This is a genomic window from Rhodococcus daqingensis (assembly GCF_042665615.1).
GTDB lineage: Bacteria > Actinomycetota > Actinomycetes > Mycobacteriales > Mycobacteriaceae > Rhodococcus_G > Rhodococcus_G daqingensis.
This window is the reverse complement of record NZ_JBHTCS010000009.1, coordinates 591,467-614,822: the sequence shown is the minus strand read 5'-3', so window position 1 is coordinate 614,822 and position 23,356 is coordinate 591,467. Positions and strand designations below refer to the sequence as shown.

The window sequence follows — 23,356 nt, the reverse complement described above, 5'->3', positions numbered from 1 at the left end:
ACGTGAGCCATAACCTTGTCGCATACCCCCTCTGGGTATAGTCTTCGTGACATGACTTCGGACCGCGGAACTCATGCCGGACAGCACGCGTCCGAAGGGCATCCAGGGCACGATCCGGCGATGGTCGAGGATCACGCCGGCCATGACGCGCGCGAAGCCCATGCAGCTCATGAATCCCACGAGGGACACGGGGGCCATGGCGCACAGGGCGGTCACGGGGGCCATGGCGGGCACGGTGACCATGGCGATCACGTCGGGCAGTTCCGGAGACTGTTCTGGATCATGCTCGCGATCGCCGTTCCGGTGGTGCTCGCCAACGCGATGTTCGCCGACCTGATCGGGTACACGCTGCCGCACAGCGGACCGGTCACCTGGATCTCGCCGGTCCTCGGCACGGTGATGTACGTCTGGGGCGGCAAACCGTTCCTCACCGGCGCGGTCGCCGAGGTCAAGGCCCGCCAGCCCGGGATGATGCTGCTGATCGCGCTGGCCATCACCGTGGCGTTCATTGCGTCCTGGGGCGCGAGCCTCGGAATCCTGAACCACGAGTTGGACTTCTGGTGGGAGCTCGCGCTTCTCATCGTGATCATGTTGCTCGGGCACTGGATCGAGATGCGCTCACTGGGACAGGCGTCGAGCGCGCTCGAATCCCTCGCCGCGCTGCTGCCGGACGAGGCGGAGCGGCTCGACGGCGATGAGGCCGTCACCGTGCCGACCTCGGAGCTGACGACCGGCGACCTCGTCATCATCCGGCCCGGCGGCCGGATCCCGGCGGACGGCACGGTCGTCTCCGGCGCAGCCGACGTGGACGAGTCGATGATCACCGGCGAGTCGGCGGCGGTCCGCCGTGCGGTGGGCGACCGGGTCGTCGCGGGCACCGTCACCACCGACTCGGCGCTGCGTGTGCAGATCACGGCGGTCGGGGACGACACCGCGCTGGCCGGGATCCAGCGGTTGGTGAGCGAGGCGCAGAGTTCGTCGTCGCGGGCCCAGGTGCTGGCGGACCGGGCCGCGGGCTGGCTGTTCTGGTTCGCGCTCGGCGCCGCGGTACTCACCGCGATCGCCTGGCTGATCCTCGGCGCCCCCGAATCCGCGGTCACCCGCACCATCACCGTTCTCGTCATCGCCTGCCCGCACGCGCTCGGCCTGGCGATCCCGCTGGTCGTCTCCATCGCCACGGAGCGGGCGGCCCGCGCCGGCGTGCTCATCACCGACCGCAGGGCCCTCGAGTCGATGCGCACGGTCGACGCCGTGCTGTTCGACAAGACCGGCACCCTCACCAGGGGGGAGCCCGCGGTCGTCTCCGTCGCGGCGGCGCCCGGGTACACCGAGGACGAGGTCATCGAGCTGGCCGCCGCCGTCGAACGCGACAGCGAGCACCCCCTCGGCCGGGCCATCGTCGCCGCGGCCGAGCAGCGCGGGCTCGCCGTCCGGGCCGCCACCGACTTCCAGGCGCGCAACGGGGTGGGGGTGACCGCCACCGTCGCGGGCGCGGAGGTCAGCGTCGGTGGACCGGGCATGCTCGCGAGCCACGACCTCGACGCCCTGACCCAGGCAGACGCCTGGTCGGGCCAGGGCTCGACCGTGTTGCAAGTGATCCGAGACGGCGCGGTCGCCGGGGCCGTTGCCCTTGCCGACGAGATCCGCCCCGAATCGCGGCAGGCCATCGACGCCCTGCACGAGCGTGGTGTGCACGTCGCCATGATCACCGGGGACGCGGAGGCCGTCGCCCATTCGGTGGCGCAGAGCCTGGGCATCGACGAGGTCTTTGCCGGGGTCCTCCCGCAGGACAAGGGCGCCAAGGTCAAGGCCCTGCAGTCCGCCGGCCGCAAGGTGGCCATGGTGGGGGACGGCGTCAACGACGCGCCGGCATTGGCGCAGGCCGACGTGGGGATCGCGATCGGTGCTGGCACCGACGTGGCCATCGCGTCCGCGGGTGTCGTGCTCGCCAGCGACGACCCCCGCTCGGTGCTGTCGGTGATCGAACTCTCCCGTGCGACCTACCGGAAGATGATCCAGAACCTCAGCTGGGCGGCCGGGTACAACCTGATCTCGGTGCCGCTCGCGGCCGGGGTGCTCGCGCCGTGGGGCTTCACCCTCCCGATGGAGGTCGGGGCGCTGCTGATGTCGGCCTCGACGGTCGTGGTCGCGATCAACGCGCAGCTGCTGCGCCGGCTGGACCTGCGGCCCTCGGCCGTTCTCGCGAAGCGGTCTGGGTAGCCTCACCACCGGGCCGCTCACGAGACGGCCGAGACGGCGAAGGGTGACTGCAGACGGTGATGCTGATGACTGCCACGACCGCCGACGACGTCGAGCTCTCCTTTCGCGATTCCGGTGGCGACGATCCGGTACCGGTGATCCTGGTGCACGGCATGGGCGGTGACAGTCACACCTGGGACCGGTTCGCCAAGAACCTCGTCGGCCGCGGGCGCCGGGTCATCGCCATCGACCTGCGCGGGCACGGCCGCAGCGCGCACGCGCCGTCCTACCTGTTCACCCAGTTCGGTGACGACCTCCTGCACCTGTGCGACCATCTCGGGCTCGAACGGGTGGACCTGGTCGGGCACTCGCTCGGCGGGCACACGGCCTCGCTGGTCGCGCAGGCGCGCCCGGACCTGGTCCGGCGCCTGGTCCTCGAGGAGGCGCCGCTGCCGCTCCGGACCGGCGAGACGCTCGGCCGGATGCGCAGCAGGTTACCGACGCCGGTCGAACTCTGGCATGCCGTGACCGCGCTGATCCGGCACCCGCGCGCGGCCCTCGCCTTCGACCGGTCGATGACCCGCAGCGCTCTGGCGCAGTTCCGCGAGCCGAATCCGGTGTGGTGGCAGAACCTGTCCGAGATCACCGCAGACACCCTCATGATCAGCGGCGGTCCAGGCGGGATGGTCGATCCGGACCGGCTGGTCGCGGCGGCTGACGCCATCCCGCGATGCGACGCCATCACGATCACGGTCGGGCACAGCGTGCACCGCGACCGGCCGAATCAGTTCGAGGCCGCCGTGACGGCGTTCCTCGAGGAGTGATCCTCGGCCGCCGCGTCACCAGCCCCCACTGAACGAGTACCAGGGGCCGCGCAGGTGCCAGACCTGCACGCCCTCGCCCACCGGGTCGGGCGTCGCGGGCTCGCCGTCCGGCAGGTAGGCCACACCGTCGTCATCGATGAAGCCGCTGTCACGGACCACGAAGTAGACGTTGTCCCCGTGCGTGCGGACGTCCCGGACGTCGTAGCCGCCGATCCGGCCGTCGTAGTCGGCCCGGTCGGCGCCGGACCGGACCTCCTCGACGGCCGCCGCGAAGTCCGACTGCGAGAGCTGCCAGCGCGCCTGCAGCGGGACGTCGAACACCAGCAGCGTGGTGCTCGTCAGCGCAACCAGCGGCACCGCGAGGATCCAGTTGGACCAGGCGTTGCGGCGGACGAGGAAGGTGGTGGTCTTGACGGTCCAGCTGACCGCGATCAGCACCGTCGGCCAGAGACAGAACAGGATCAGGATCCAGCTGTTGGGCGTGGGAAAGGTGAACGCCCACAACGCTGCACCGCACACCAGCGCGGTCGTGGCCAGCAGCGACCACCCCGGCGGCCGATCCCAGAACGTCGCCCACCACTGCAGCATCCGCACCCCCACCGCCGGCCCCGACCCGAATTCGGAGCCTACCCGCGGGGCCGCCAGCCCCCGGTCTGTCGCGCGTAGGTGGCCGGCGGTGTCCCGACCGCCGCAGTGAACGCGCGGATCAGGTGGGCCTGGTCGCTGTAACCGAGCCGGTCGGCCAGCTCCGCCCACACCACGGGGCGTCCGCCGTGTGCTTGCTCGGCGGCGTCGAGCAGGCGGTGGCGTTGGATCACCCACTTGGGCCCGATGCCGACGTACTCGGTGAACATCCGCTGCAGGCTGCGCACGCTGACACCGGCCAACGCGGCCACCTCGTCGACCCGGTGGATGCCCGGGTCGTTCTCGATCCGTTCCATCAGCGCGGCCACCGTCTCGATGTACGGATCGGGTTGTGGCCGTATGGCTTCGAGGTAGTCCTCGACGAGCGCGGTCATATTGTCGTCATCTGTCGTGGCGAGCGCCGCCGCCGCGGTCGGGGTGTCGTCGCGACCGAGGAGGTCTCCGGCGGGGAGCACGGTGCCCTCGAGTGCGCCGACGCTCGACCGCAGGAACGGCCGGAAGCCGCCGGCCCGGAACGCCACCCCGATCACGTGGCCGGTTCCCAACAGCTTTCGGCTGAACGGGGCTCGGCTCACACCGTGGACGAGCAGACGGCCGTCCTCGGCGGCGAGGTGGATCTTCGGTTGCGGCAGCACCTGCTGTTCGTGCGTCCCGTCGACCGCCCAGTGCACTATCCAGAGGTACTCGACGAAGGGCGCCAGCGACTCTCGGGGGTACCGCCGCGCGACGGTGAACTTCTCGGCGGCCTCGTCGGGGTGCAGCACCGCCTCCGGCGTGCCGCGGGGTGGGGTCGATTCGGTCATCGTCGTCGATCCTACGATCGGGGTATGACACTGACCGCGCTCGACGGCAAGCTCATCGGCTGGTCCGCCGCGTATCTGCTCTCGCAGGCCAACATCGCGCGACTGCTCGGCCCCGCCGCGCCCAAGCTCCTCAAGACCCAGACCGCGATGTCCGCGCGGGCCTACCGGGACGTCCTCGACAGCATGGAAGAGGCGGAGACGGCCCGGTTCCGCAGTCATTTCGGGCCGGACATGATCCATCCGGTCATCTACGGAGTCGCGCTGTGCACCGGGGCCAAGCGGCTGGGCCAGCTCACCGAGCTGTCCCCGGCCACCCGCCGCGCGCTGTACGCGGCCCCGGTCGTCGCCGCGGCCGCGGACTACGTCGAGAACGTGGTCGACCTGTACCTGCTCGACCACCGCGACCGCATCACCGACCCGGTGGTGCGCGCGACGTCGACGGTCAGCATCACCAAGTGGGTGCTGAGCCTCGGTACCCTCGCGTACCTGTCGCAGGGCTTCGTGCGGGTGTGGGCGGGCATGGCGACCGGTCGCCGGTAGCGTCGCGTTTGTTCAATCCTCTGTCGTGGTCGCCGCCTACGGTTGGACCATGGCGGTCGAACGCAGCATCGAGCACTTCCCGGACCAGGCGAGCTTCCGCGAGTGGCTGGCCGCGCACCACGACAACTCACCCGGCATCTGGCTCAAGTTCGCCAAGAAGGGGTCGGCCCAGACCAGCCCCAGTTGGGACGAGGCCGTCGAGGTCGCGCTGTGCTTCGGCTGGATCGACGGTCAGGCCCGCAAGTGCGACGACGACTTCTCGCTGCGCGGTTTCACCCCCCGGCGTAGGCGCAGCCCGTGGTCGAAGCGGAACCGGGAGAAGGCCGAGCGGCTGATCGCCGAGGGGCTGGTGCAGCCGTCGGGGCTGGCGGAGATCGAGGCGGCCAGGGCGGACGGCCGGTGGGAGCGGGCCTACGAGGGACAGGCCGCCGCGACCGTGCCACAGGACTTCCTGGACGCGCTCGCCGAGGTCCCGGCCGCCGAGGAGTTCTTCGGCACCCTCAACAAGGTCAACCGCTATGCGGTGTTCTACCGGCTGCAGGACGCGAAGAAGCCGGAGACCCGCGCCCGCCGGATCGAGAAGTTCGTGCAGATGTTCGCCGAGGGCAAGAAGATCCATGGGTGACGCCGCGGGCACAATGGTCGGGTGACCGCCCCAGCCCCCGCGCCGACCTGCTCCGCGCTCTCCGCGACGGACGAGCCGCTTCCCGGGACCGCGGCCCACGTCACCGGCTGGCTGTGCCTCGAGCACCCCGGTGCCTGGGGCCGCGATGTGCTCGGCGGTGAGGCGCTCGGGCCCGAGCTGTCCGCGGAACTGGAACGACGGACCGAGGCCGCAGGCGTGCGGCTGCTGCTGATCCGTCGCCCGGGTCGGGCCACAGCCCCGCCGGACAGGCGCACCGTGCTGGTCGGGCGCTCGGATCCGTCCGGTGCCTGGTGCGAGCGGCTGGAGGTGACCGATCCCGCCGCCCTGCTGGATCTCGATCTCGGGCTGCCCGCGTCCGCGCCGGGGATCGGGCGGCCGGTGACAGACCCGGTGACCCTGGTGTGTGCGCACGGCAAGCGCGACCAGTGCTGCGCGGTACTCGGCAGGCCGATCGCGGCGGAGCTGGCCGCGCGGTTCGGGGATTCGGTGTGGGAGTGCTCGCACACCGGCGGTCACCGGTTCGCGCCGTCGATGATCCTGCTCCCGACCGGGTACACCTACGGACGGCTCGGCGCGCAGCAGAGCGTCGAGGCGGTGCTCGCGGCCGCGCGCGGAGAGGTCCAGCTCGAGGGTCTGCGCGGCCGCAGTTGCTGGGACTCGGCCGGCCAGGTCGCAGAAATCGCAGTGCGGGAGCAGGTTTCGGCGGGCGCCGCGGACCTCACGGTGGACGAGTCCGGTGCGCTGCCGGTGGTCCGTCATCGTGACGGGCGGGCCTGGGTGGTCGAGCTGTCCCGGACGGAACTGGACCCGCGCCCGCCGAGTTGCGGCGCCGCGTCGAAGGCCGTGGTCGCGCTGGTCGCGGAATCGGTTCGGCCGCTTGCGGCGTGAACACGGCGGTCCCTGGGACACTGGGGTGCATGTCCGAGAACAGTGAACTGCCGCGCTATCGCGTCCTCACCGGGCCCGACGACGCCGAATTCTGCCTGCGGGTCAGCGCCGCCCTCGACGCGGGATACGACCTGCACGGATCGCCCGCGGTCACCTTCGACGGGGACCGGGTCATCGTGGCACAGGCGTTGATCCGTCCCCGATAGCCCGTCGGCTCCGCGTCACCAGTGGGTGCCGGGCACCACGCGGGCGATGCGTCGGCCCACCTTCGCGACGGCCGAATGCTTCGGCTTCGCCGTGGGTGCGAGCGCCGGTGCCGATGTCGGTTCCGGCGCGGCGGCGCCGCGGCCGGTCTCGACCTCGCCCTTGGAGGCGGGGGAGTCCGGGAACGCCCGGTACATCCGGTGCAGCACCCGGTCCTTGATCCCGGGCGCGAACAGCTGTCCGTACTCGCCGAGGGTGCCCAGCGGGTCGTCGATACGCTTGGGCCGCTCGACCAGTCCACGCACCACCATCGCGGCGGCCTTCTCTGGGCTGATGACCTTGCCGATGTTCGCCTTCCCCGACGGGGTGATCATGGGGGTCTCGACGAGCGGCATGTGGATGGTGGTGAAGGTGATGCCGGCCGAAAGCGTCTCGGAGGCAATGGTGTCGGTGAATCCGTCGAGGGCGGCCTTGCTGGCGACATAGGCGGAGAACCGGGGCGTGTGGCTCTGGACGGCGGCGCTGGAGATGTTCACGACGTGCCCGAAGCCGCGCTCGCGCATCTGTGGGAGCAGCGCGAGGACCAGTCGGACCGCGCCGAAGTAGTTGACGGCCATGGTGCGTTCGTAGTCGTGCAGCCGGTCGGTGGAGGCGAACACGCTGCGGCGGATGGACCGGCCGGCGTTGTTGACCAGCATGTCGACGTGGCCGTGCTCGTCGAGGACGGTCTTGACGGTCTGGTCGACCGATTCCCCGTCGGTGATGTCGCAGGGGTATCCGAATGCGGCGCCGCCCACGGCCCGGATCTCCGCGACGGTGGCCGCGAGCTCCTCTTCACCGCGGGCCAGCAGCAGCACGGTCGCCCCCTTGGCGGCGGCGGCGTGTGCGGAGGCGCGCCCGATGCCCGACGACCCGCCGGTGATCATCACGTGCCGACCGGCCAGGGGACCGGTCCGGCTGTCGCGGTGGGGGTCGAGGTTGCGTTCCCAGTAGGACCACAGGATTCCGGCGTAGGAACCCAACGGCGGCACCGTGATCCCGGTGCCACGGAGAGCCTCCTGGGTCTTGGTGGAGTCGAAGGTGGTCGGGAGGGTGAGGTGATCGAGGATGACCGGCGGGATGCCGAGCTTGCCCAACACCACGTTCCTGGCGGCCTTGACGCTGCGCAGGGGCGGTCGCATCACCGGCGCCGCGACGACGGCGGGCAGGTCGGCGACCGGATGTGGGGCGCCCGAGGCCTGGGCCAGGGCGGCGTACACCTCGCGCATCGGCTGCGGCTCGGGGTTGACGAGGTGGAACACCTCGCCATCGTGACCCGGTGTCAGCATCAGCGCGACGATGGCCTTGGCCACGTAGTCGACGGGCACCAGGTTGGTGGCGCCGAGGCTCGGCACCGCGACGGGAAGTCGGGAAGGCAGCTTGGCGAATCCGGCGATGGCGGGGAAGAGGTAATACGGGCCGTCGATCTTGTCCATTTCGCCGGTGGTCGAGTCCCCGACGACGGCGGAGGGGCGGTACACCCGCCACGTCAGCCCTGCGGTCTCGCGGACGAGCTTCTCGGCCTCGAACTTGGTGCGGTGATAGGCGGTGGGGAAGCCCTGGCCGAGGTCGAAGTCGTCCTCGGTGAACGTGCCCTTGTGGTCGCCCGCGACCGCGATCGAGGAGATGTGGTGCAGGGTGGCCCCGGTTCGCAGGGCGAGTTCGATGACCGATCGGGTGCCCTCGACGTTGGTGCTCGCCTGCTCGTCGCCGGCGGTCATGTCGTAGATGGCGCCGAGGTGTAGGAGGTGGTCCGCGGCGGGCGGGGCGGTGTCGAGGCCGAGTCCGGGCTCGGTCAGGTCGCCGATCAGCGGGTGCACGCGGTCACCTCCGTCCCATCCGGCGGCGAGGCGTTCCAGTCGTGCCACCGAGGCGGGGCGCACCAGAACGTGCACCTGGGCGTCGGGGTCCCGGCGCAGCAGCAGTGCGAGCACGTTGCGGCCGAGGAATCCGGTCCCGCCGGTCACGATGTAGGTCGACATCCCGCTCTCCTCTTTCATTGGGCTACACCGGTTAACTTACTCCAAAGTAAGAAATCGTGAAAGAGTTGATGTCGACGCGACCGGCCTCAGGAGATGGCGCTCATGCGATGTCCCACAACAGCCGGTAGTAGGCGATCCGTTCGCGATCAGGATCCACCCCGTAGCCGCTGTACACAGCATCCTCGAAGCCGGGACCGTAGTCGTCCACCGTGCTCCACGCGGCCACCGCCAGATCGGCCCAACGGTCGGCCACCCCGAGCGAACCGAGGTCGACGTGCGCGGCGAACGTGCCGTCGTCGCGCAGCAGCGCGTTGGGGACGCTGGCATCCCCGTGGCACACAACCAGCCGATCGATCGGCGGTGGGCTATCCGCCTGGGCGCGGGCCTGCGCCACCGACAGCGACGCGTGCTCGGGCGACCAGTCGGACGGACCCTCGCCCTGTTCGATCCGCTCGTCGGTCCGCGCGAGCCGCTGCTCGACACTCCAGGTGAAGGGGCAGGCATCCACCGGGAGGGCGTCGTGCAGCAGGCGCAGTCCGCGGCCGATCGCGGCTGCGGCGATGGCCGGTTCGTGGACCCAGCGCGGGTCGACGGCGGAACGGCCGGGGACAGGTCGCGTCACCAGCCATGTGCCGTCGGCGTCAGCGCCGTGCTCGAGCGGCTGCGGTACCGATGCCCAAGGCCGGGCCCACGCAAGTCGTGCCGCCTCGCCGGCCAGGTCGATCTCCGGGGTGCCCGCGGCGACCCATTTCACATAACGGTCCGTAGGTGTCCCGGCGCCGAGTCGAAAGGTGATGCCGCCGAGCTCGTTGCGCCACACCGCGTCGATCGACTCGCCGGCAGCCAGCGCGAGCACCGCTCCCGGCACATCGACGGGCCCGGTGGGTACCTCGGGTGCACTGCCCTCCGGCGTCAATGCCCGATGCCGACCTTCTCGTGCACCTTGCGCATCCACGCAGGCGCCCACCAGTTCGCCTCGCCCATCAGCTTGACGAGCGACGGGACCAGGAGCATTCGCACCACGGTGGCATCGATGATCAGTGCCAGGATCATGCCGATGCCGAGGAACCGCATGATCGAGAGCCCGGAGATGGTGAAGGCGCCGGTCACGATGATCAAGAGCGCCGCCGCCGTGGTCACGATCCGGCCGGTTCGCTCGGCGCTGAACCGCACGGCCTCCTCGGTGCTCGCCCCGTTCGCCCTCGCCTCGACCATTCTCGACATGAGGAACACCTCGTAGTCGGTGGACAGGCCGAACACCACTGCGAGGATCAGGACCACGAAGGTCGCCTCCAGCGGGGCCGGGGTCACGCCGATCAGGTCAGCGCCGTTGCCGTCCTGGAAGATCCAGGTCAGCACCCCGAACGTGGCCGCCATGCTGAGGCCGGCCATGGCCACCGCCTTGATCGGCAGGACCACCGACCCGAAGGCGAGGAACAGCAGCACGAGGGTCGAGCCGACCATGATGCCGAGCATCAGGGGCAGCTTCGCGGTGACCGCGGCGTTGCCGTCGTCGACGAGGGCGGCGCCGCCGCCGACCAGCACGTCGACGCCTGCCGGGGCCGGGATGGCTCGCACATCGCGGACCACCTGGCCGGGGGTTGCCCCCTCGGCGTAGGTCGCGGACAGGATCGCGAAATCGTCCGACGCCGCGACCATCCGCGCCGCGGCGACACCGTCGACGGCCCGCACCTGCGCACCTACCTCGCTGAGCTGGGCGGTGGTGGGCGGCGCCCCGTTCTCGCCGCGCACCATCACCGTCGCGGCCTCACCGGTGGTGGGGAACTCGGTGGACAGCGTGTCCGCCGCGGTGCGGGCCGGGTCGTTCGGCGGCAGCGCGGTGTAGGTGATCTCGCCGAGGCTCGCGCCGAACAACGGCGCGGCCAGCAGCAGCAGGCCCGCGGTGATGGTCACCGCCACCGTGGCAGGCTTGCGCATCACCTTGGTGACCACACCGCCCCAGAACTTGCGGGCCCGCTCCTCGCCGCGTTCGACGGTTCCGCGCCGCCAGGCGAGCGAGTTGATCCGGTGGCCGAGGATCGCGAGCAGCGCGGGCACCGCGGTGAGGGAGAGCACCGCGGCCCCGGTCACGGCTGCGATCGCCCCGAAACCGAGCGAACGGATGACCGCCTGCGGGAACACCAGCATGCCTGCGAAGGCGCAGACCAAGAGCAGTCCGGAGAACATCACGGTGCGTCCGGCCGTGTCGACCGTGCGGCGCACGGCGGCGTCGGGTTCGGTGCCAGAGGCCAGCTCTTCCCGGAAGCGGCTGACGATGAACAGGCCGTAGTCGATGGCAAGGCCGAGCCCGAGCAGGGAGGCGACGTTGATCGAGAACGAACTGACCTCGGTGACGGTGGTGAGCAGTCGCAGGATCGCCAGCGCGCTGAGCACCGCGAGCATTCCGACGAACACCGGGACGGCCGCGGCCGTGACGGTGCCGAAGACGACCACCAGGAGCAGCAGGGTGATGGGCAGCGCGATGGCCTCCGCGCGCACCAGGTCCTGCTGCAGGTGGACGTTGAAGGAGTACCCGACGACGGTGCCGCCTGCGAACTCGGTGTCGATGCCGGGCGGGGTGAGCGCCGCGGTCATCTTGTCCAGCTCGGTGAAATGCGTGCCCGCGTCCCAGTCGATCGAGATCGTCGCGAGGGCCTTGGTGCCGTCGTTCGAGGTCATCAGCTTCGCGGTGTTCGGGTCGACGGACCAGTACGAGGCGATGCCGAGGGTGGGCACCTGCTCGCGGAACGCCGCCAGGTTCTGTTCGACCTCGGGGCCGATGTCCGCGAGGGTCTTGCCCTCCGGCGCGGTGTAGATCGCGACGATGTCCGGTGACTGTGGGCCGAACTTCTCGTTGACCAACGAGCTGACCTGTGCCGCTTCGCTGTTCGGGTCGATATAGCCGCCCTGGCTGAGCTTGCTGAAGACCCCGAATCCCCAGAGTCCGCTGATCACGACGGCGAGCACCGTCAGGATCAGGACCCACCATTTCCGGGAGACGACGAATTTGGCCCAGCGCGTCATATGGGTGCTCTCTCGGATCGGGGGGTCGGATGCGCCCCGACTCTACCGACGGGCTGCGCGTGCCCGACTCTGGTGCCCGGCGGCCGAAACGCGGAGAGTGGAGCCATGGGCGTTCCGGATGTCATGTCGGGATGGCGGGTCCATGAGCCGGGGCCGTTGGCCGGCCGGCCGCTGGAGCTCGCGGAGCTGCCGGTGCCGGAACCGGGCCCGGCGGAGCTGCTGGTCCGGGTGCGGGTGTGCGGGGTCTGCCGGACCGACCTGCACGTCGCCGAGGGCGACCTGCCCGTGCACCGCCCCGCCGTGGTGCCCGGCCACGAGGTCGTGGGCGAGGTCGTCGGGTGGGGTGCCGACGCCGGCGCGGCCTTCGGTCTCGGCGATCGGGTCGGGATCGGGTGGCTCCGGCAGACCTGCGGCGAGTGCCGGTACTGCCGCAGTGGACGGGAGAACCTCTGTCCACGCTCGCGGTACACGGGATGGGACGTCGACGGTGGGTACGCGGAGTTCGCCACCGTGCCGGCGGCATTCGCGCACCGGCTGCCCGACGGCTACCTGGACGAGGAGCTGGCGCCGCTGCTGTGCGCCGGGATCATCGGCTACCGGGCGCTGATGTGTGCGGACGTCCCGGAGGGCGGACGCCTGGGCATCTACGGCTTCGGCGGCAGTGCCCACCTCGCGGCGCAGGTCGCGTTGGCGCGGGGTGCCGAGGTCCACGTGATGACGAGGGGGGAGCGGGCCAGGGAGCTGGCGCTCGAGCTCGGCGCCTCCTCGGCATCCGGCGCCGCGGATCCGCCGCCGGTGCCGCTGGACTCGGCGATCCTGTTCGCCCCTGCCGGTGAGCTGGTCCCGGCCGCGCTGGCGGCCCTGGATCGGGGCGGCACGCTGGCCGTCGCGGGCATCCACCTCTCCGACATCCCGCCGCTGAACTATCAGCGGCACCTGTTCCAGGAGCGCAGGCTGCGATCGGTCACGGCCAACACCCGCGCCGACGCCCGCGAGTTCCTGGAGTTCGCCGGCAGGCACCGGCTGCTGGTCAGCGCGATGGGGTACTCGTTCGACGAGGCCGACCGCGCCCTGGTCGATCTGCGCGAGGGGCGGGTGACCGGCGCGGCGGTGCTCATCGTGTGAGGTGTCGGCTCTGCTTCCTTCCCGGTCTGCCCGGCCCGGCCACGAGCCAGATGGCAAGCAGGAACTCGCCGACGAAGGTGAACCCGCCGATCTTCGGGAGGGAACCTCCGGACAGCACCGCAGCCAGGCTGTCGAAGGCATAGCCGAAGCCCGCGACGGCCACCAGGACCGCCAGGAACCTGGGCACGAAGCCCGACCGGAATGCCAGCACGCCGACCACGAGCAGGTGCAGGCCGAAGAGGAACAGGCCGATGTCCCAGATGTCGTGGAACGCCCCGACTTCCAGGAGCACCTGGGCGTCGCGCTGATCGGCGCCGAACGCGGCGGGGGCGCCGTCGTCGAGCAGCCGGAGCACACCGGCGAGCTGGGCGACGGCGACCAGGAACACGCCGGCGTAGGCCAGCCGGAACAGTGCCGCCAGCATCGAGAGCGCCGTGCTCACCGGGCGTAGCGCCGTGTAGAGCGCCCACGCGACCACCACGTCGAGCGCGGCCACCAGGATCAGGCTCACGATCCCGAGCCGGAACACTCCTTTCGAGTCCGCGAGGTTGCGGGCAGTCTGCGTCGCATCGCCGGGTGTCACCGGTCCGTCGACGGCGACCGGGATGGCGAATGCCGCGAGCGCGGCCATGAGCAGCAGCCCGACCCCCGCGACCAGGCAGGCGCGGCGCCACGACTGGTCCTGTGGTGCGGCCAGGTCCTCGTGCGGGACGGCGGCCCGGATGCTGTTCACGAGACCGCCGAGGAGACGCGCTCGCGCTCGTTGCCCGGGCCCGGGACCCGCATCGAGAAGGGTCGGAACCCCTTGGCGATCAGGAGGATCGGCAGGATCAGCTCGAACAGGCCGCCGGGGACGTACATCAGCATCCCGGGACCGGAGTCGAGCGTGGCGATGTCGAGCAGGCCCGCCGGGATGGCGAGGAGCAGTACGCCGTAGCCGAGGAAGCCGAGCCAGGCGAGCCATGCGTGAACGAGTCCGGTCCGGAGCAGGACGAAGGACAGGATCAGACCGGCGATGCCGGAGAAGAGGTAGATGAGCAACTCGTACTGCTCGAACTGCGACGTCGTGGTGAGCAGGTAGGCGCCGACCGCCACGATCGCCACGCACTCGAGGCACCGGGTGACCAGGTAGGCAGTGGCGAGGGTCCTGCTGTACCGACTCAGGATTCGCAGCAGTGCGAGCCCGATGCCGACGACGGCGAGGCCGCAGAGGGTTTGGAGAAGTACGCCCGCGACCAGACCGCCGGTCCGGCCGGTCCCGGTGGCGAAGTACTCCTGGATCAGGGCGTCCCCGACCAGGAACGTTGCGGTGGAGAAGAGAAACAGGATGCCGACGGTGCGGGCGGTTGTCCTGCTCGCTGGGTCGGTTCCCTGGCGGTCGTGGTCTGTGGGGGTTGTCGTCATGACGTCTTCCTCGGTGGTGGGACGTGAGACTTACGGTGTAAGTAGTTCTACGCTTACAGGGTAAGTGCGTCAAGGCGAGAGGGGGAGGTATGGCACCGCCCAGGTCTGCGCGCGGTCCGCGTGGCCGGCTGAGTCGAGACGAGGTGCTTCGGGCCGCTGTCGGTTACGCCGACGAACACGGGATCGCGTCACTGAGCATGCGCAAGCTCGGCGAGGCGCTCGCGGTCGAGGCGATGTCCCTCTACAACCACGTGGCCAACAAGGATGACCTTCTCGACGGGATGGTCGACCACGTCTTCGGTGAGATCGTGCTGGACCCGGGCGCATCCGGCTGGAGGCAGGCGATGCGACTGCGGGCGATCTCGGCCCGCGAGGTGCTGTCGCGTCATCGTTGGGCGATCGGGCTCCTGGACTCGAGGAGCAGTCCCGGCCCGGCGACGCTACGGCATCATGACGCCGTCCTCGGGAGTCTTCGGGCGGGAGGCTTCTCGGTTCCGATGGCCGCGCACGCGTTCGCCGTCCTCGACAGCTACATCTACGGCTTTGCGCTGCAGGAGGCTGCTCTTCCCTTCGAGGGCCCGCAGGAGACCGAGGATCTGGCCCAGGCCATCTTGGATGGAATGCCGGCCGACGAGTATCCGCACCTCACCGAGCTGGCCGTGGAGCACGTGCTCCAGCCCGGATATGCCTTCGGCAACGAGTTCGAGTTCGGCCTCGACCTGATCCTCGACGGCCTGGAGAGGTCTTCCGCGGCAACCTGATTCGCGGCGCCGACCGCCGCCCGCGGGATGGGTTGACTCCTGCGTGGGGTTCGGTTCATAATAGAACACACGTTCGACGCGACTTCCCCGCTCGAGCTCCACCGCCGGATCCCCGGCGGTCGGATGCGCAGGGAAGGTGAACGCGATGGGCTGGGGAAACGGGCCGCCGACGTGGTCGGAGATGGAGCGGGTGCTCTCCGGCAGGCCGGGTCGGAACCCGCCGGAGGCGATGTATCCGGGCGACGGCAGCGACAGTCCGGCCTGGTCCCGTAAGCGCGGCGAGTACCGCGCCGGTTCGATCGCCCGGGATGAGACGCCGACCGTGCCCTACGCGGAGCTGCACGCGCACTCGGCCTTCAGCTTCCTCGACGGCGCGAGCCCGCCGGAGGAGTTGGTGGAGGAGGCGGTCCGGCTGGGGCTGGAGGCGATCGCGTTGACCGACCACGACGGGCTCTACGGGGTGGTGCGCTTCGCGGAGGCGGCCAAGGAGCTGAACATGCGCACCGTCTTCGGCGCCGAACTGTCCCTGCCGTCACACGATGCGGGCCCAGCTGATCCGCGGACCGGGACGCCGGACCCCGGCGGCACCCACCTGCTGGTGCTGGCGCGGGGCCGGGAGGGGTACCGGCGGCTGTCGCGGCAGCTCGCGGCCGCGCACCTGGCCGGCGGCGAGAAGGGCAAGCCGCGCTACGACCTGGACGCGCTGACCGAGGCGGCGGGCGGGCACTGGCAGATCCTCACCGGCTGCCGGAAGGGGCACGTGCGGCTGGCGCTCGACTCCGGGGGCGTCTCGGCCGCGGAGGCCGAGTTGCGCGGACTGGTCGAGAGGTTCGGCACGGACCGGGTCACCGTCGAGCTCACCCATCACGGCGTGGCCGAGGACGATGAACGCAACGCCGCGCTGGCCGGGCTCGCCAAGGCCACAGGTCTGCCCGTCATCGCCTCCACCGCAGCGCATTTCGCCGGACCGCCACGGCGACGCCTGGCCATGGCGATGGCGGCGGTCCGCGCCAGGCAGAGCCTGGACGAGGCGGCCGGATGGCTGGGGCCGACCGGCGGGGCGCACCTGCGGTCGGGGGCGGAGATGGCCCGGCTGTTCGCCGCGCATCCCACCGCGGTGCCGGGCGCGGCCGAGCTGGGCCGCGAGTGCGCCTTCGACCTGCGCCTGATCGCGCCCGAGCTGCCGCCGTTCGAGGTGCCCGAGGGCCACGACGAGGACAGCTGGCTGCGGGAACTGACGATGGCGGGCGCACGGCGGCGCTACGGGACCCCCGAGCGGCGGCCTGACGCCTACCGGCAGATCGAGCACGAGCTGGCAATCGTCGCCCGGCTGGGGTTCCCGGGGTACTTCCTGGTGGTGCACGACATCGTGTCCTTCTGTCACCGCAACGACATCCTCTGTCAGGGAAGGGGATCGGCGGCGAACTCGGCGGTCTGCTACGCGATCGGCATCACCAACGTCGACCCGGTGGGGAACAAGCTCCTGTTCGAACGGTTCCTCTCGCCGGAGCGGGACGGCCCGCCCGACATCGACGTCGACATCGAATCGGATCGCCGCGAGGAGGCGATCCAGTACGTCTACAACCGCTACGGCCGTGCCTATGCGGCGCAGGTCGCGAACGTCATCACCTACCGCGGCAAGATGGCGGTGCGGGACATGGCTCGGGCGCTCGGCTTCTCGCAGGGTCAGCAGGACGCGTGGAGCAAGCAGGTCAGCCGATGGACCGGGGTGAAAGACGAGACCGGCACCGATATCCCGCCCGCCGTGCTCGATCTGGCCGGCCAGATCGAGGGCCTGCCCCGGCACCTCGGCATCCACTCCGGGGGCATGGTGATCTGCGACCGGCCGATCGCCGACGTGTGCCCGGTGGAGTGGGCGCGGATGGAGAACCGGAGCGTCCTGCAATGGGACAAGGACGACTGTGCCGCGGTGGGGCTGGTCAAGTTCGACATGCTCGGACTGGGCATGCTGTCCGCGCTGCACTACATGATCGACCTGGTCGCCGAGCACAAGGGCCTCGAGGTGGACCTGGCCAGGCTGGACCTGTCCGAGGACGCGGTCTACGAGATGCTGCAGCGCGCCGACTCGGTCGGCGTGTTCCAGGTGGAGTCCCGCGCCCAGATGGCCACCCTGCCGCGACTGAAGCCGCGCAACTTCTACGACCTGGTGGTGGAGGTGGCGCTGATCCGGCCCGGACCCATCCAGGGCGGCTCGGTGCACCCGTACATCCGGCGCCGCAACGGGATCGAGCCCGTCACCTACGACCACCCGTCGCTGGAGAAGGCCCTGGCACGGACCCTGGGGGTGCCACTGTTCCAGGAGCAGTTGATGCAGATGGCGGTCGACGTGGCCGGGTTCACCGCGGCCGAGGCCGACCAGCTGCGCCGGGCGATGGGGTCCAAGCGGTCACCGGAGCGGATGGAGCGGCTCCGTGGCCGGTTCTACGACGGGATGCGCGATCTGCACGGCGTCACCGGGGACGTGGCGGACCGGATCTTCGAGAAGTTGTACGCCTTCGCGAATTTCGGCTTCCCGGAGAGTCATTCGCAGAGCTTCGCCGCGCTGGTCTTCTACTCGGCGTGGTTCAAGCTGCACCACCCGGCGGCCTTCTGCGCGGGCCTGCTGCGGGCCCAGCCGATGGGGTTCTACTCCCCGCAGTCGTTGGTCGCCGATGCCCGCAGGCACGGGGTCCTGGTGCACGGGCCGGACGTGAACGCCAGCCTGGCGCACGCCACTCTCGAGGGCGGCGGGCTGGAGGTCCGTCTGGGTCTCGGAGACGTGCGGCACATCGGAACGGCGCTGGCGGAGAAGATCGTGGCCGCCAGGCGCGAGGGCGGGCCCTACGCCTCCCTGCTCGACCTGACGGGCCGAGTGGAACTGACCACCCCGCAGGCGGAGTCGCTGGCCACCGCGGGCGCGCTCGGCTGCTTCGCCGGGTCCCGCCGCCAGGCGCTGTGGGCGGCGGGGGCGGCCGCGGGAGAGCGTCCCGACCGGCTGCCGGGCATGGGTGCCTCGACCAACGCGCCGACGCTGCCCGGGATGAGCGACGTGGAGCTCGCGGCCGCGGACGTGTGGGCGACCGGGGTCTCCCCGGACTCCTATCCCACCGAATTCCTGCGACCCCAGCTCGACGCGCTGGGGGTGACCCCGGCAGCGGGGCTGCTCGCGGTGCCCGACGGCGACCGGGTGCTGGTCGGGGGAGCGGTCACCCACCGCCAGCGCCCGGCCACCGCGGGCGGGGTGACCTTCATCAACCTCGAGGACGAGACGGGGATGGTGAACGTGGTCTGCTCGGTGGGGCTGTGGGCCAGGTATCGCACCCTCGCGCACACCGCACCCGCGCTCCTGGTCCGCGGGAAGGTGCAGAACGCGGAGGGCGCGGTCACGGTGGTGGCGGATCGGTTGCAGCGGATGGACCTGCGAATGACGGGCCGATCCCGGGATTTTCGGTGAACCGCACCGGGCCGCACGCCGGGCGGCGTGTCGAAGCTCCCGCCGCCGCCCGCCGACCCGCATAGCATCCGGATATGAAGGCACCCGCGCTCGCCACGTTCCTGATCCTGATCGCGCTGCTGGCGGGCTGCGGCGGTGGCGAGCCCGAGCAATCGCAGTCGTCGCCTGCGGTCGGCGCCGACGCGGGGGTCGCACCCGACGCGAAGCTCGCCCCGGCGCCCGCGGAGGGCCTCGCCGAACGCCAGGAGGTCACCACCGGCACGGTGTCGCTCACCGCGGCCGACCCGGTGGACGCGGGTCACGCCGTCGCCCGCATCGTCGAGGACGCGGGCGGACGCGTCGACGACCGGACCGAGCGGCCGCGGACCGACGACACCGAGCCGAGCAGCTCCCTGACGGTCCGCATCCCGGCGGACCGCCTCACCGCGACCCTCGACGAGATCTCGGGTCTCGGCGAGGTGACCGGGGTCAGCATCAGCAAGAGCGATGTCACCATGCAGTCCCAGGATCTCGACGCGCGGATCGGTGCCCTGCAGGCCTCGGTCGCACGGCTGCAGGGACTGATCGCGTCCGCCGCGAACACCGCGGACCTCATCGAGGCGGAGAACGCGCTCGCCGAACGGCAGGGGGAACTCGACAGCCTCGTCGCGCAGCGGCGCACCCTGGCCGATCAGGTCGAGCTCGCCACCATCTCGATCGACATCAGCACCGACGGGCCGGACGGCACGGATCCGGACAGCTTCTGGGACGGCGTCGTCGCCGGATGGAACGCGCTGCTGTCCGCGCTGCACGGCCTCGTCGTGTTCCTCGGCCGGGCCGTCCCGTGGGTGGGCTTCGTCGCGCTGGTCGTCCTCGTCGGGTACGCCGTCGTGCGGCTGATCCGCAGGCGCTGAGCTCGTCAGCTGTCGCTGTCGGCGGGATACGGTCCGGTGTCGCCGCCGACATCCGGCTCGGTGTAATCGGCGGGCGCCGCGTCCGGGGCGTCGGAGGCGGCGGCGTTCTCGTCGAGGACGCTGACGGTCACCCCGTACGGCAGGAATCGCACCAGTCGGCGCGCGTCGGTGTTGTTCTTGTTCGCCCGCAGCGCCTCGAGTTCGGTCGCGAACACCTGCTCGACGCGGGCGGACCCGTCGTCGTCGACGATGTAGATGGCCCAGACGCCATCGCCGGTCTCGCCCGCCGTGTCCCGCCGGGGCCGCGGCCACGAGGTGTTGCTCCCCACGCTGAACGAGTGCGAATAGGGGATACCCGCATCGTCGAGGAACCTGCCGACCTTCTCGGCTGCGTCGCGGAGCCCCGCGCTGGCCTCACGGGCGATGCGCTCGATGTCTTCGGGATCGATGCCGAACGGTCCCCTGCTGCCCATGGCGACTCTCCTGAGGTTTCGCTCCCGGCCCGCGTCGAACCGGGGATCCACCTCCAGTGTGGCCGTGCCGCGTCGACCGCGCCAGCGCCGCGGGGTCATCGAGGCGCGGACTCCTGTTCCGCAAGCGCACGGCGCGACTCCTCGTGCAGCACCTCCAGCAGCTCCTGTTCCAGGGCGACGAACTCCGGCGAGGTGACCACCGACAGTTCCCGTGGCCGCGGGAGATCCACCCGCACCTCCCGGCGCACGGTGGCGGGTCGGGCCGACAGCACGATCACCCGGTCCGAGAGGTAGACCGCCTCGCGGATGTCGTGGGTGATCATGAGGACCATCCATCGGTACCGTTGCCAGACCTGCTGCAGCCACTCCTGCATCTCGGTGCGGGTCAGCGAATCGAGGGCGCCGAAGGGCTCGTCGAGCAGCAGCAGTTCGCGGTCCTGGACCACGGTGCGCAGCATCGCGGCGCGCTGCCGCATCCCGCCCGAGAGCTGGAACGGGCGGGCGTCCTCGAACCCGGACAGGCCGAAGATCGGGAACAGTTCGCGGGCGCGCTGCCTGGCCTCCCGCCTCGTGACGCCCTGCACCTCGAGCCCGAGCGCGGTGTTGTCGAGGACGGTTCGCCAGGGGAACAGCAGATCCTTTTGCGGCATGTACGCGCTGTGCGGGGTTCCCGCGGCGCCGTCGTCGCCGACGAGCACCCGGCCCGAGTCGGGGGAATCCAGCCCGGCGAGGATGTTGAACACCGTGCTCTTGCCGCAGCCGCTGGGGCCGATGACGGAGACGAACTCCCCCGGGGCGGCGTCGAAGGACACCTGCTCCAGCACGCGACGGGAACCGGCGCGGCGTCCAGGCAGCGGATACGACTTGGTGATCCGGTCGAGCGCGATCCTCGATCCCCGTGCCCCACTCACGTCAGCCATGTCCACGCTCCATCCGGGACCAGGGCGCGACGACCCGCTCGACCGCGAATGTGAGCAGGTACAGGGCGATGCTGATGGCGGCGGTGACCAACACCGCCGCCAGCACCAGGTCGGTGCGGAACGAGTTCTTCTGCAGGCTCATGTAGATGCCGAGACCCTTACTGGCGCCGACATACTCGGCGAACACCGCCCCGACGACGGCGTAGGTGATGCCGATCCGCAGCGCGGTGAAGAATCGCGGCAGCGCGGAGGGCAGTCGCACGTACCGGAACACCTGCCACCGCGACGCCCGCATGCTGCGCAACAGCGCGCCCGCCTCCCGATCGGTCGCGGCGAAGCCCTCGATCAACCCGATCGCCATGGGGAAGAAGGTCGCCAGGGAGATGACCAGGACCTTCGGCAGCAGCCCGAAACCGAACCAGATGATCATCAGGGGAGCGATCGCGATGATCGGCAGGGTCTGGGAGGCGACGAAGAGCGGCACGAATGCGCGACGCAGCCACGGCGAGAAGTCCACCAGGATCGCCAGCGCCCACGCCAGGGTGAGCGACACCGCGAAGCCGATCAGCGTCACCGTCAGCGTGGCCCCCGCATGCACGGCGATCTCGTCGCGGTGCGACCAGCCCTGCTGCGCGACGCGCAGCGGTGATGGCAGCAGGGCCGGGCGTATCCCGCTGACGGCGACGTAGATCTGCCAGGCGGCGACGAGCGCCGCCACCATGGCGAGAGCGGGGGCGAGCCTACGAAGAGCCGAGGTAGTCATTGGTGAAGTACGTCGACCAGTCGGGTTCGGTGGTCAACGGATTGCCGTCCGGGCCGGCGAGCAGTCCGTGCTCGTACAGGAACCCGGAGTTGCCGGACCATTGCTCGAGTGTCTGGGTGCCGACCTTCCCGGTCGCATCCTTCATGTACTGGGAGGCGAGCATCCGCTGGCTCTCGGTCACCAGCGACTCGTCGTTGAAGGCGCCCGGGTTGGCCTCGATGAGCAGCTTCGCGGCCTGATCCGGGTTGTCCGCGGCGAACTGGTAGCCCCGCTGCAGCGCCTGGACGAACGCGCGGGCCTGCTCCGGGTGCGCCTCGAGCCAGTCCTCGTTGCCGTCGATCACGATGGCGTAGGCGTCCGGGAACCCGAAGTCGGTGTAGCGGAAGTACCGCATCGGGGTGCCCGCGTGTTCGGCCTCGATGCCCTCCCACGCGAAGTAGGAGACGGTGAAGTCGGCCTTGCCGGAGTAGACCGCCTCGTAGGCGGACGTGCCGAGGGTGACCGAGTTGAAATCGCCCGTGCCGCCGTCGTTTCGGATCACCTGGCGCAGCGTCTCGTTCTCGCCGGGATCGCCGAATCCCGCGTAGGTCTTCCCGTCGAGGTCCTTCGGGCTCACGATGTCGGCCCGGTCGGCGCGGACGCCGATCGCGGTCGCCCAGTGCTGCAGCGGAGCCAGCACCGACACGGTGTGCGCGCCGGAGGCCCGCGAGAACGTCGACGCGTCATGGGTGCTGATGCCGAACTCGGCGTTGCCGGCGTCGACGAGGGTGTCGACCGCGGTGTTGTTGTACGGCAACACCTCCACGTCCAGTCCGGCGTCGGCGAAGTACCCCTGCTGCTGCGCCACGAACAACCCGGTGTGGTTGGTGTTCGGCGTCCAGTCGAGCGCGAACCGGATGGTCTCCTCGGAGCCCGTGTCGGTGCCGCACGCGGTGAGCAGGGACAGCGAGGTCAGCGCGACGACGGCGCCCGCGAGCGCGCGGCGGATCCGGGCGGTCATCGGACGGGCCAGGGCTGCGGGTGGAGCGCGGTGTCCCAGAACAACAGTTCGTACCGCGTCGCGACGGTGAACGCGTCGACCATCGCCTCGCGCTCGTGTTCGGTGGCGGCCGCCGCGGCCGCGTCGACCAGGGTGCGGGCGGTGGCCGCGGCGGTCTGGAACTCCTCGGCGTCATAGGTCGACACCCACTGCGCGTAGGGGTGCCCGGGATCGGTGGCGAGCACCTTCGCCGCGCTCGCGGCCAGGTCGCGCCCCACCTCGGCATAGATCCAGAAGCACGGCAGGATGGCGGCCGCCGCGACCGGGTACGGCTCGGTGGCCGCGGCCGCGATCAGATACGAGACGTAGCCGAGGCAGGTCGGGGAGTGCTCGGGCTCCTTCTCGGCGGGCGGCAGCACCCCGCCCGAGAGCAGGCCCTCGTGCAGGGACGTCTCGACGACGGCGGCGCTGGCGGCGGAGGTGGCCCAGAATGCCGCGGTGGCCGGGTCGGGTGCCCGCGAGGCGAGCAGCGCCAGCGCCTTGGCGTACCCGCTCAGGTAGAGCGTGTCCTGCTCGACGTAGAAGCGGAAGACATCCAGCGGCAGGGTGCCGTCGCCGAGACGCCGGAGGAACTCCAGCTCGTCGATCGCGACGCGCAGCGCCTTGGTGTGGTCCCACAGGTGTTCGGTGAAGCGGTCGGGCGTATGCGAAGCCATGACATCCCTTCGTCAGCATTACCTGGCCAGGTTCTCGGGTCTGCTCTCAGCCCCGCGTCTGCGGAGCACCCCGT

Annotated in this window: 22 protein-coding genes; 10 read left to right on the top strand and 12 right to left on the bottom strand. The window is 70.6% G+C overall.

Annotated features, from left to right (window positions below; all coding sequences use genetic code 11):
• Positions 1–51 precede the first annotated feature (51 nt).
• Positions 52–2,220 (top strand): heavy metal translocating P-type ATPase, encoded by a 2,169-nt coding sequence (locus tag ACFQS9_RS07430; RefSeq protein ID WP_378403006.1) that lies wholly within the window; start codon positions 52–54, stop codon positions 2,218–2,220.
• Positions 2,221–2,279: 59 nt separating this feature from the next.
• Complete coding sequence (locus tag ACFQS9_RS07425) at positions 2,280–3,023, top strand: alpha/beta fold hydrolase (RefSeq protein WP_378403221.1); 744 nt, start codon at positions 2,280–2,282, stop codon at positions 3,021–3,023.
• 15 nt (positions 3,024–3,038) lie between these two features.
• Here ACFQS9_RS07425 and ACFQS9_RS07420 read toward each other — a convergent pair whose 3' ends face one another.
• Positions 3,039–3,611, bottom strand: a complete 573-nt coding sequence (locus tag ACFQS9_RS07420) for a hypothetical protein (RefSeq protein ID WP_378403004.1) — start codon at positions 3,609–3,611, stop codon at positions 3,039–3,041.
• 38 nt (positions 3,612–3,649) lie between these two features.
• Positions 3,650–4,471, bottom strand: coding sequence for a helix-turn-helix domain-containing protein (locus ACFQS9_RS07415; RefSeq protein ID WP_378403002.1), 822 nt, complete (start codon positions 4,469–4,471; stop codon positions 3,650–3,652).
• Positions 4,472–4,495: 24 nt separating this feature from the next.
• On the opposite strand from ACFQS9_RS07415, the gene ACFQS9_RS07410 reads away from it, so the two are divergent.
• From ACFQS9_RS07410 to ACFQS9_RS07395, 4 genes are read left to right on the top strand one after another with little or no spacing between them, the layout of a single operon-like run.
• Entirely contained in the window at positions 4,496–5,011 is a 516-nt protein-coding gene (locus ACFQS9_RS07410) for a hypothetical protein (RefSeq protein WP_378403001.1), read from the top strand.
• Between the two features lie 49 nt (positions 5,012–5,060).
• Complete coding sequence (locus ACFQS9_RS07405) at positions 5,061–5,636, top strand: YdeI/OmpD-associated family protein (protein WP_378403000.1); 576 nt, start codon at positions 5,061–5,063, stop codon at positions 5,634–5,636.
• 21 nt (positions 5,637–5,657) lie between these two features.
• Positions 5,658–6,545, top strand: coding sequence for a sucrase ferredoxin (locus tag ACFQS9_RS07400; RefSeq protein WP_378402998.1), 888 nt, complete (start codon positions 5,658–5,660; stop codon positions 6,543–6,545).
• A 29-nt stretch (positions 6,546–6,574) separates the two neighbouring features.
• On the top strand, positions 6,575–6,751 hold the full coding sequence (locus ACFQS9_RS07395; RefSeq protein ID WP_077043552.1) for a DUF1737 domain-containing protein: 177 nt from the start codon (positions 6,575–6,577) through the stop codon (positions 6,749–6,751).
• A gap of 15 nt (positions 6,752–6,766) precedes the next feature.
• On the opposite strand, the gene ACFQS9_RS07390 is transcribed toward ACFQS9_RS07395, so the two are convergent.
• The 3 genes from ACFQS9_RS07390 to ACFQS9_RS07380 all read right to left on the bottom strand — a co-directional run bounded on the left by ACFQS9_RS07390 (position 6,767) and on the right by ACFQS9_RS07380 (position 11,794).
• On the bottom strand, positions 6,767–8,770 hold the full coding sequence (locus ACFQS9_RS07390) for an SDR family oxidoreductase (protein ID WP_378402995.1): 2,004 nt from the start codon (positions 8,768–8,770) through the stop codon (positions 6,767–6,769).
• Between the two features lie 100 nt (positions 8,771–8,870).
• Complete coding sequence (locus ACFQS9_RS07385; protein ID WP_378403219.1) at positions 8,871–9,638, bottom strand: phosphotransferase; 768 nt, start codon at positions 9,636–9,638, stop codon at positions 8,871–8,873.
• A 44-nt stretch (positions 9,639–9,682) separates the two neighbouring features.
• Entirely contained in the window at positions 9,683–11,794 is a 2,112-nt protein-coding gene (locus ACFQS9_RS07380) for an MMPL family transporter (RefSeq protein ID WP_378402993.1), read from the bottom strand.
• A 123-nt stretch (positions 11,795–11,917) separates the two neighbouring features.
• On the opposite strand from ACFQS9_RS07380, the gene ACFQS9_RS07375 reads away from it, so the two are divergent.
• Positions 11,918–12,919 carry a zinc-binding alcohol dehydrogenase family protein gene (locus ACFQS9_RS07375; protein ID WP_378403217.1) on the top strand — a complete coding sequence of 334 codons (1,002 nt, stop codon included), beginning with the start codon at positions 11,918–11,920 and terminating at the stop codon, positions 12,917–12,919.
• Here ACFQS9_RS07375 and ACFQS9_RS07370 read toward each other — a convergent pair.
• Both ACFQS9_RS07370 and ACFQS9_RS07365 read right to left on the bottom strand, forming a co-directional pair.
• On the bottom strand, positions 12,909–13,652 hold the full coding sequence (locus tag ACFQS9_RS07370) for a DUF4386 domain-containing protein (RefSeq protein ID WP_378402991.1): 744 nt from the start codon (positions 13,650–13,652) through the stop codon (positions 12,909–12,911). The genes ACFQS9_RS07375 and ACFQS9_RS07370 overlap by 11 nt on opposite strands.
• On the bottom strand, positions 13,649–14,323 hold the full coding sequence (locus ACFQS9_RS07365) for a DUF4386 domain-containing protein (RefSeq protein ID WP_378402989.1): 675 nt from the start codon (positions 14,321–14,323) through the stop codon (positions 13,649–13,651). Before ACFQS9_RS07365 ends, ACFQS9_RS07370 begins: the two co-directional genes overlap by 4 nt.
• Before the next feature lie 89 nt (positions 14,324–14,412).
• On the opposite strand from ACFQS9_RS07365, the gene ACFQS9_RS07360 reads away from it, so the two are divergent.
• From ACFQS9_RS07360 to ACFQS9_RS07350, 3 genes are all read left to right on the top strand, one after another.
• Positions 14,413–15,084 (top strand): TetR/AcrR family transcriptional regulator C-terminal domain-containing protein, encoded by a 672-nt coding sequence (locus ACFQS9_RS07360; RefSeq protein WP_378402987.1) that lies wholly within the window; start codon positions 14,413–14,415, stop codon positions 15,082–15,084.
• Positions 15,085–15,229: 145 nt separating this feature from the next.
• Positions 15,230–18,538, top strand: coding sequence for an error-prone DNA polymerase (locus ACFQS9_RS07355; protein ID WP_378402985.1), 3,309 nt, complete (start codon positions 15,230–15,232; stop codon positions 18,536–18,538).
• 74 nt (positions 18,539–18,612) lie between these two features.
• On the top strand, positions 18,613–19,431 hold the full coding sequence (locus tag ACFQS9_RS07350) for a DUF4349 domain-containing protein (RefSeq protein WP_378402983.1): 819 nt from the start codon (positions 18,613–18,615) through the stop codon (positions 19,429–19,431).
• Between the two features lie 5 nt (positions 19,432–19,436).
• Here ACFQS9_RS07350 and ACFQS9_RS07345 read toward each other — a convergent pair whose 3' ends face one another.
• The 5 genes from ACFQS9_RS07345 to ACFQS9_RS07325 all read right to left on the bottom strand — a co-directional run bounded on the left by ACFQS9_RS07345 (position 19,437) and on the right by ACFQS9_RS07325 (position 23,282).
• Positions 19,437–19,904, bottom strand: coding sequence for a hypothetical protein (locus ACFQS9_RS07345; protein WP_378402982.1), 468 nt, complete (start codon positions 19,902–19,904; stop codon positions 19,437–19,439).
• Positions 19,905–19,999: 95 nt separating this feature from the next.
• The gene (locus tag ACFQS9_RS07340) at positions 20,000–20,824 is read right to left on the bottom strand and encodes an ABC transporter ATP-binding protein (protein WP_378402980.1); all 825 of its coding nucleotides are present in this window, start codon (positions 20,822–20,824) and stop codon (positions 20,000–20,002) included.
• Positions 20,817–21,587 (bottom strand): ABC transporter permease, encoded by a 771-nt coding sequence (locus ACFQS9_RS07335; protein WP_378402978.1) that lies wholly within the window; start codon positions 21,585–21,587, stop codon positions 20,817–20,819. The genes ACFQS9_RS07340 and ACFQS9_RS07335 overlap by 8 nt, the downstream gene beginning before the upstream one ends.
• Positions 21,565–22,587: an ABC transporter substrate-binding protein gene (locus ACFQS9_RS07330; protein ID WP_378402976.1), complete on the bottom strand. Its 1,023-nt coding sequence runs from the start codon at positions 22,585–22,587 to the stop codon at positions 21,565–21,567. The genes ACFQS9_RS07335 and ACFQS9_RS07330 overlap by 23 nt, the downstream gene beginning before the upstream one ends.
• Positions 22,584–23,282: a TenA family protein gene (locus tag ACFQS9_RS07325; RefSeq protein ID WP_378402974.1), complete on the bottom strand. Its 699-nt coding sequence runs from the start codon at positions 23,280–23,282 to the stop codon at positions 22,584–22,586. The genes ACFQS9_RS07330 and ACFQS9_RS07325 overlap by 4 nt, the downstream gene beginning before the upstream one ends.
• Positions 23,283–23,356: the final 74 nt, after the last annotated feature.

What these genes read in the sequence shown, in the direction of transcription:
- ACFQS9_RS07430 (WP_378403006.1), top strand. Translation starts at nt 52, where the DNA reads ATGACTTCGGACCGCGGAACTCATGCCGGACAGCACGCGTCCGAAGGG.
- ACFQS9_RS07425 (WP_378403221.1), top strand. Translation starts at nt 2,280, where the DNA reads ATGCTGATGACTGCCACGACCGCCGACGACGTCGAGCTCTCCTTTCGC.
- ACFQS9_RS07420 (WP_378403004.1), bottom strand. Translation starts at nt 3,611, where the DNA reads ATGCTGCAGTGGTGGGCGACGTTCTGGGATCGGCCGCCGGGGTGGTCG.
- ACFQS9_RS07415 (WP_378403002.1), bottom strand. Translation starts at nt 4,471, where the DNA reads ATGACCGAATCGACCCCACCCCGCGGCACGCCGGAGGCGGTGCTGCAC.
- ACFQS9_RS07410 (WP_378403001.1), top strand. Translation starts at nt 4,496, where the DNA reads ATGACACTGACCGCGCTCGACGGCAAGCTCATCGGCTGGTCCGCCGCG.
- ACFQS9_RS07405 (WP_378403000.1), top strand. Translation starts at nt 5,061, where the DNA reads ATGGCGGTCGAACGCAGCATCGAGCACTTCCCGGACCAGGCGAGCTTC.
- ACFQS9_RS07395 (WP_077043552.1), top strand. Translation starts at nt 6,575, where the DNA reads ATGTCCGAGAACAGTGAACTGCCGCGCTATCGCGTCCTCACCGGGCCC.
- ACFQS9_RS07390 (WP_378402995.1), bottom strand. Translation starts at nt 8,770, where the DNA reads ATGTCGACCTACATCGTGACCGGCGGGACCGGATTCCTCGGCCGCAAC.
- ACFQS9_RS07380 (WP_378402993.1), bottom strand. Translation starts at nt 11,794, where the DNA reads ATGACGCGCTGGGCCAAATTCGTCGTCTCCCGGAAATGGTGGGTCCTG.
- ACFQS9_RS07375 (WP_378403217.1), top strand. Translation starts at nt 11,918, where the DNA reads ATGTCGGGATGGCGGGTCCATGAGCCGGGGCCGTTGGCCGGCCGGCCG.
- ACFQS9_RS07365 (WP_378402989.1), bottom strand. Translation starts at nt 14,323, where the DNA reads ATGACGACAACCCCCACAGACCACGACCGCCAGGGAACCGACCCAGCG.
- ACFQS9_RS07360 (WP_378402987.1), top strand. Translation starts at nt 14,413, where the DNA reads ATGGCACCGCCCAGGTCTGCGCGCGGTCCGCGTGGCCGGCTGAGTCGA.
- ACFQS9_RS07355 (WP_378402985.1), top strand. Translation starts at nt 15,230, where the DNA reads ATGGGCTGGGGAAACGGGCCGCCGACGTGGTCGGAGATGGAGCGGGTG.
- ACFQS9_RS07350 (WP_378402983.1), top strand. Translation starts at nt 18,613, where the DNA reads ATGAAGGCACCCGCGCTCGCCACGTTCCTGATCCTGATCGCGCTGCTG.
- ACFQS9_RS07345 (WP_378402982.1), bottom strand. Translation starts at nt 19,904, where the DNA reads ATGGGCAGCAGGGGACCGTTCGGCATCGATCCCGAAGACATCGAGCGC.
- ACFQS9_RS07340 (WP_378402980.1), bottom strand. Translation starts at nt 20,824, where the DNA reads ATGGCTGACGTGAGTGGGGCACGGGGATCGAGGATCGCGCTCGACCGG.
- ACFQS9_RS07335 (WP_378402978.1), bottom strand. Translation starts at nt 21,587, where the DNA reads ATGACTACCTCGGCTCTTCGTAGGCTCGCCCCCGCTCTCGCCATGGTG.
- ACFQS9_RS07330 (WP_378402976.1), bottom strand. Translation starts at nt 22,587, where the DNA reads ATGACCGCCCGGATCCGCCGCGCGCTCGCGGGCGCCGTCGTCGCGCTG.
- ACFQS9_RS07325 (WP_378402974.1), bottom strand. Translation starts at nt 23,282, where the DNA reads ATGGCTTCGCATACGCCCGACCGCTTCACCGAACACCTGTGGGACCAC.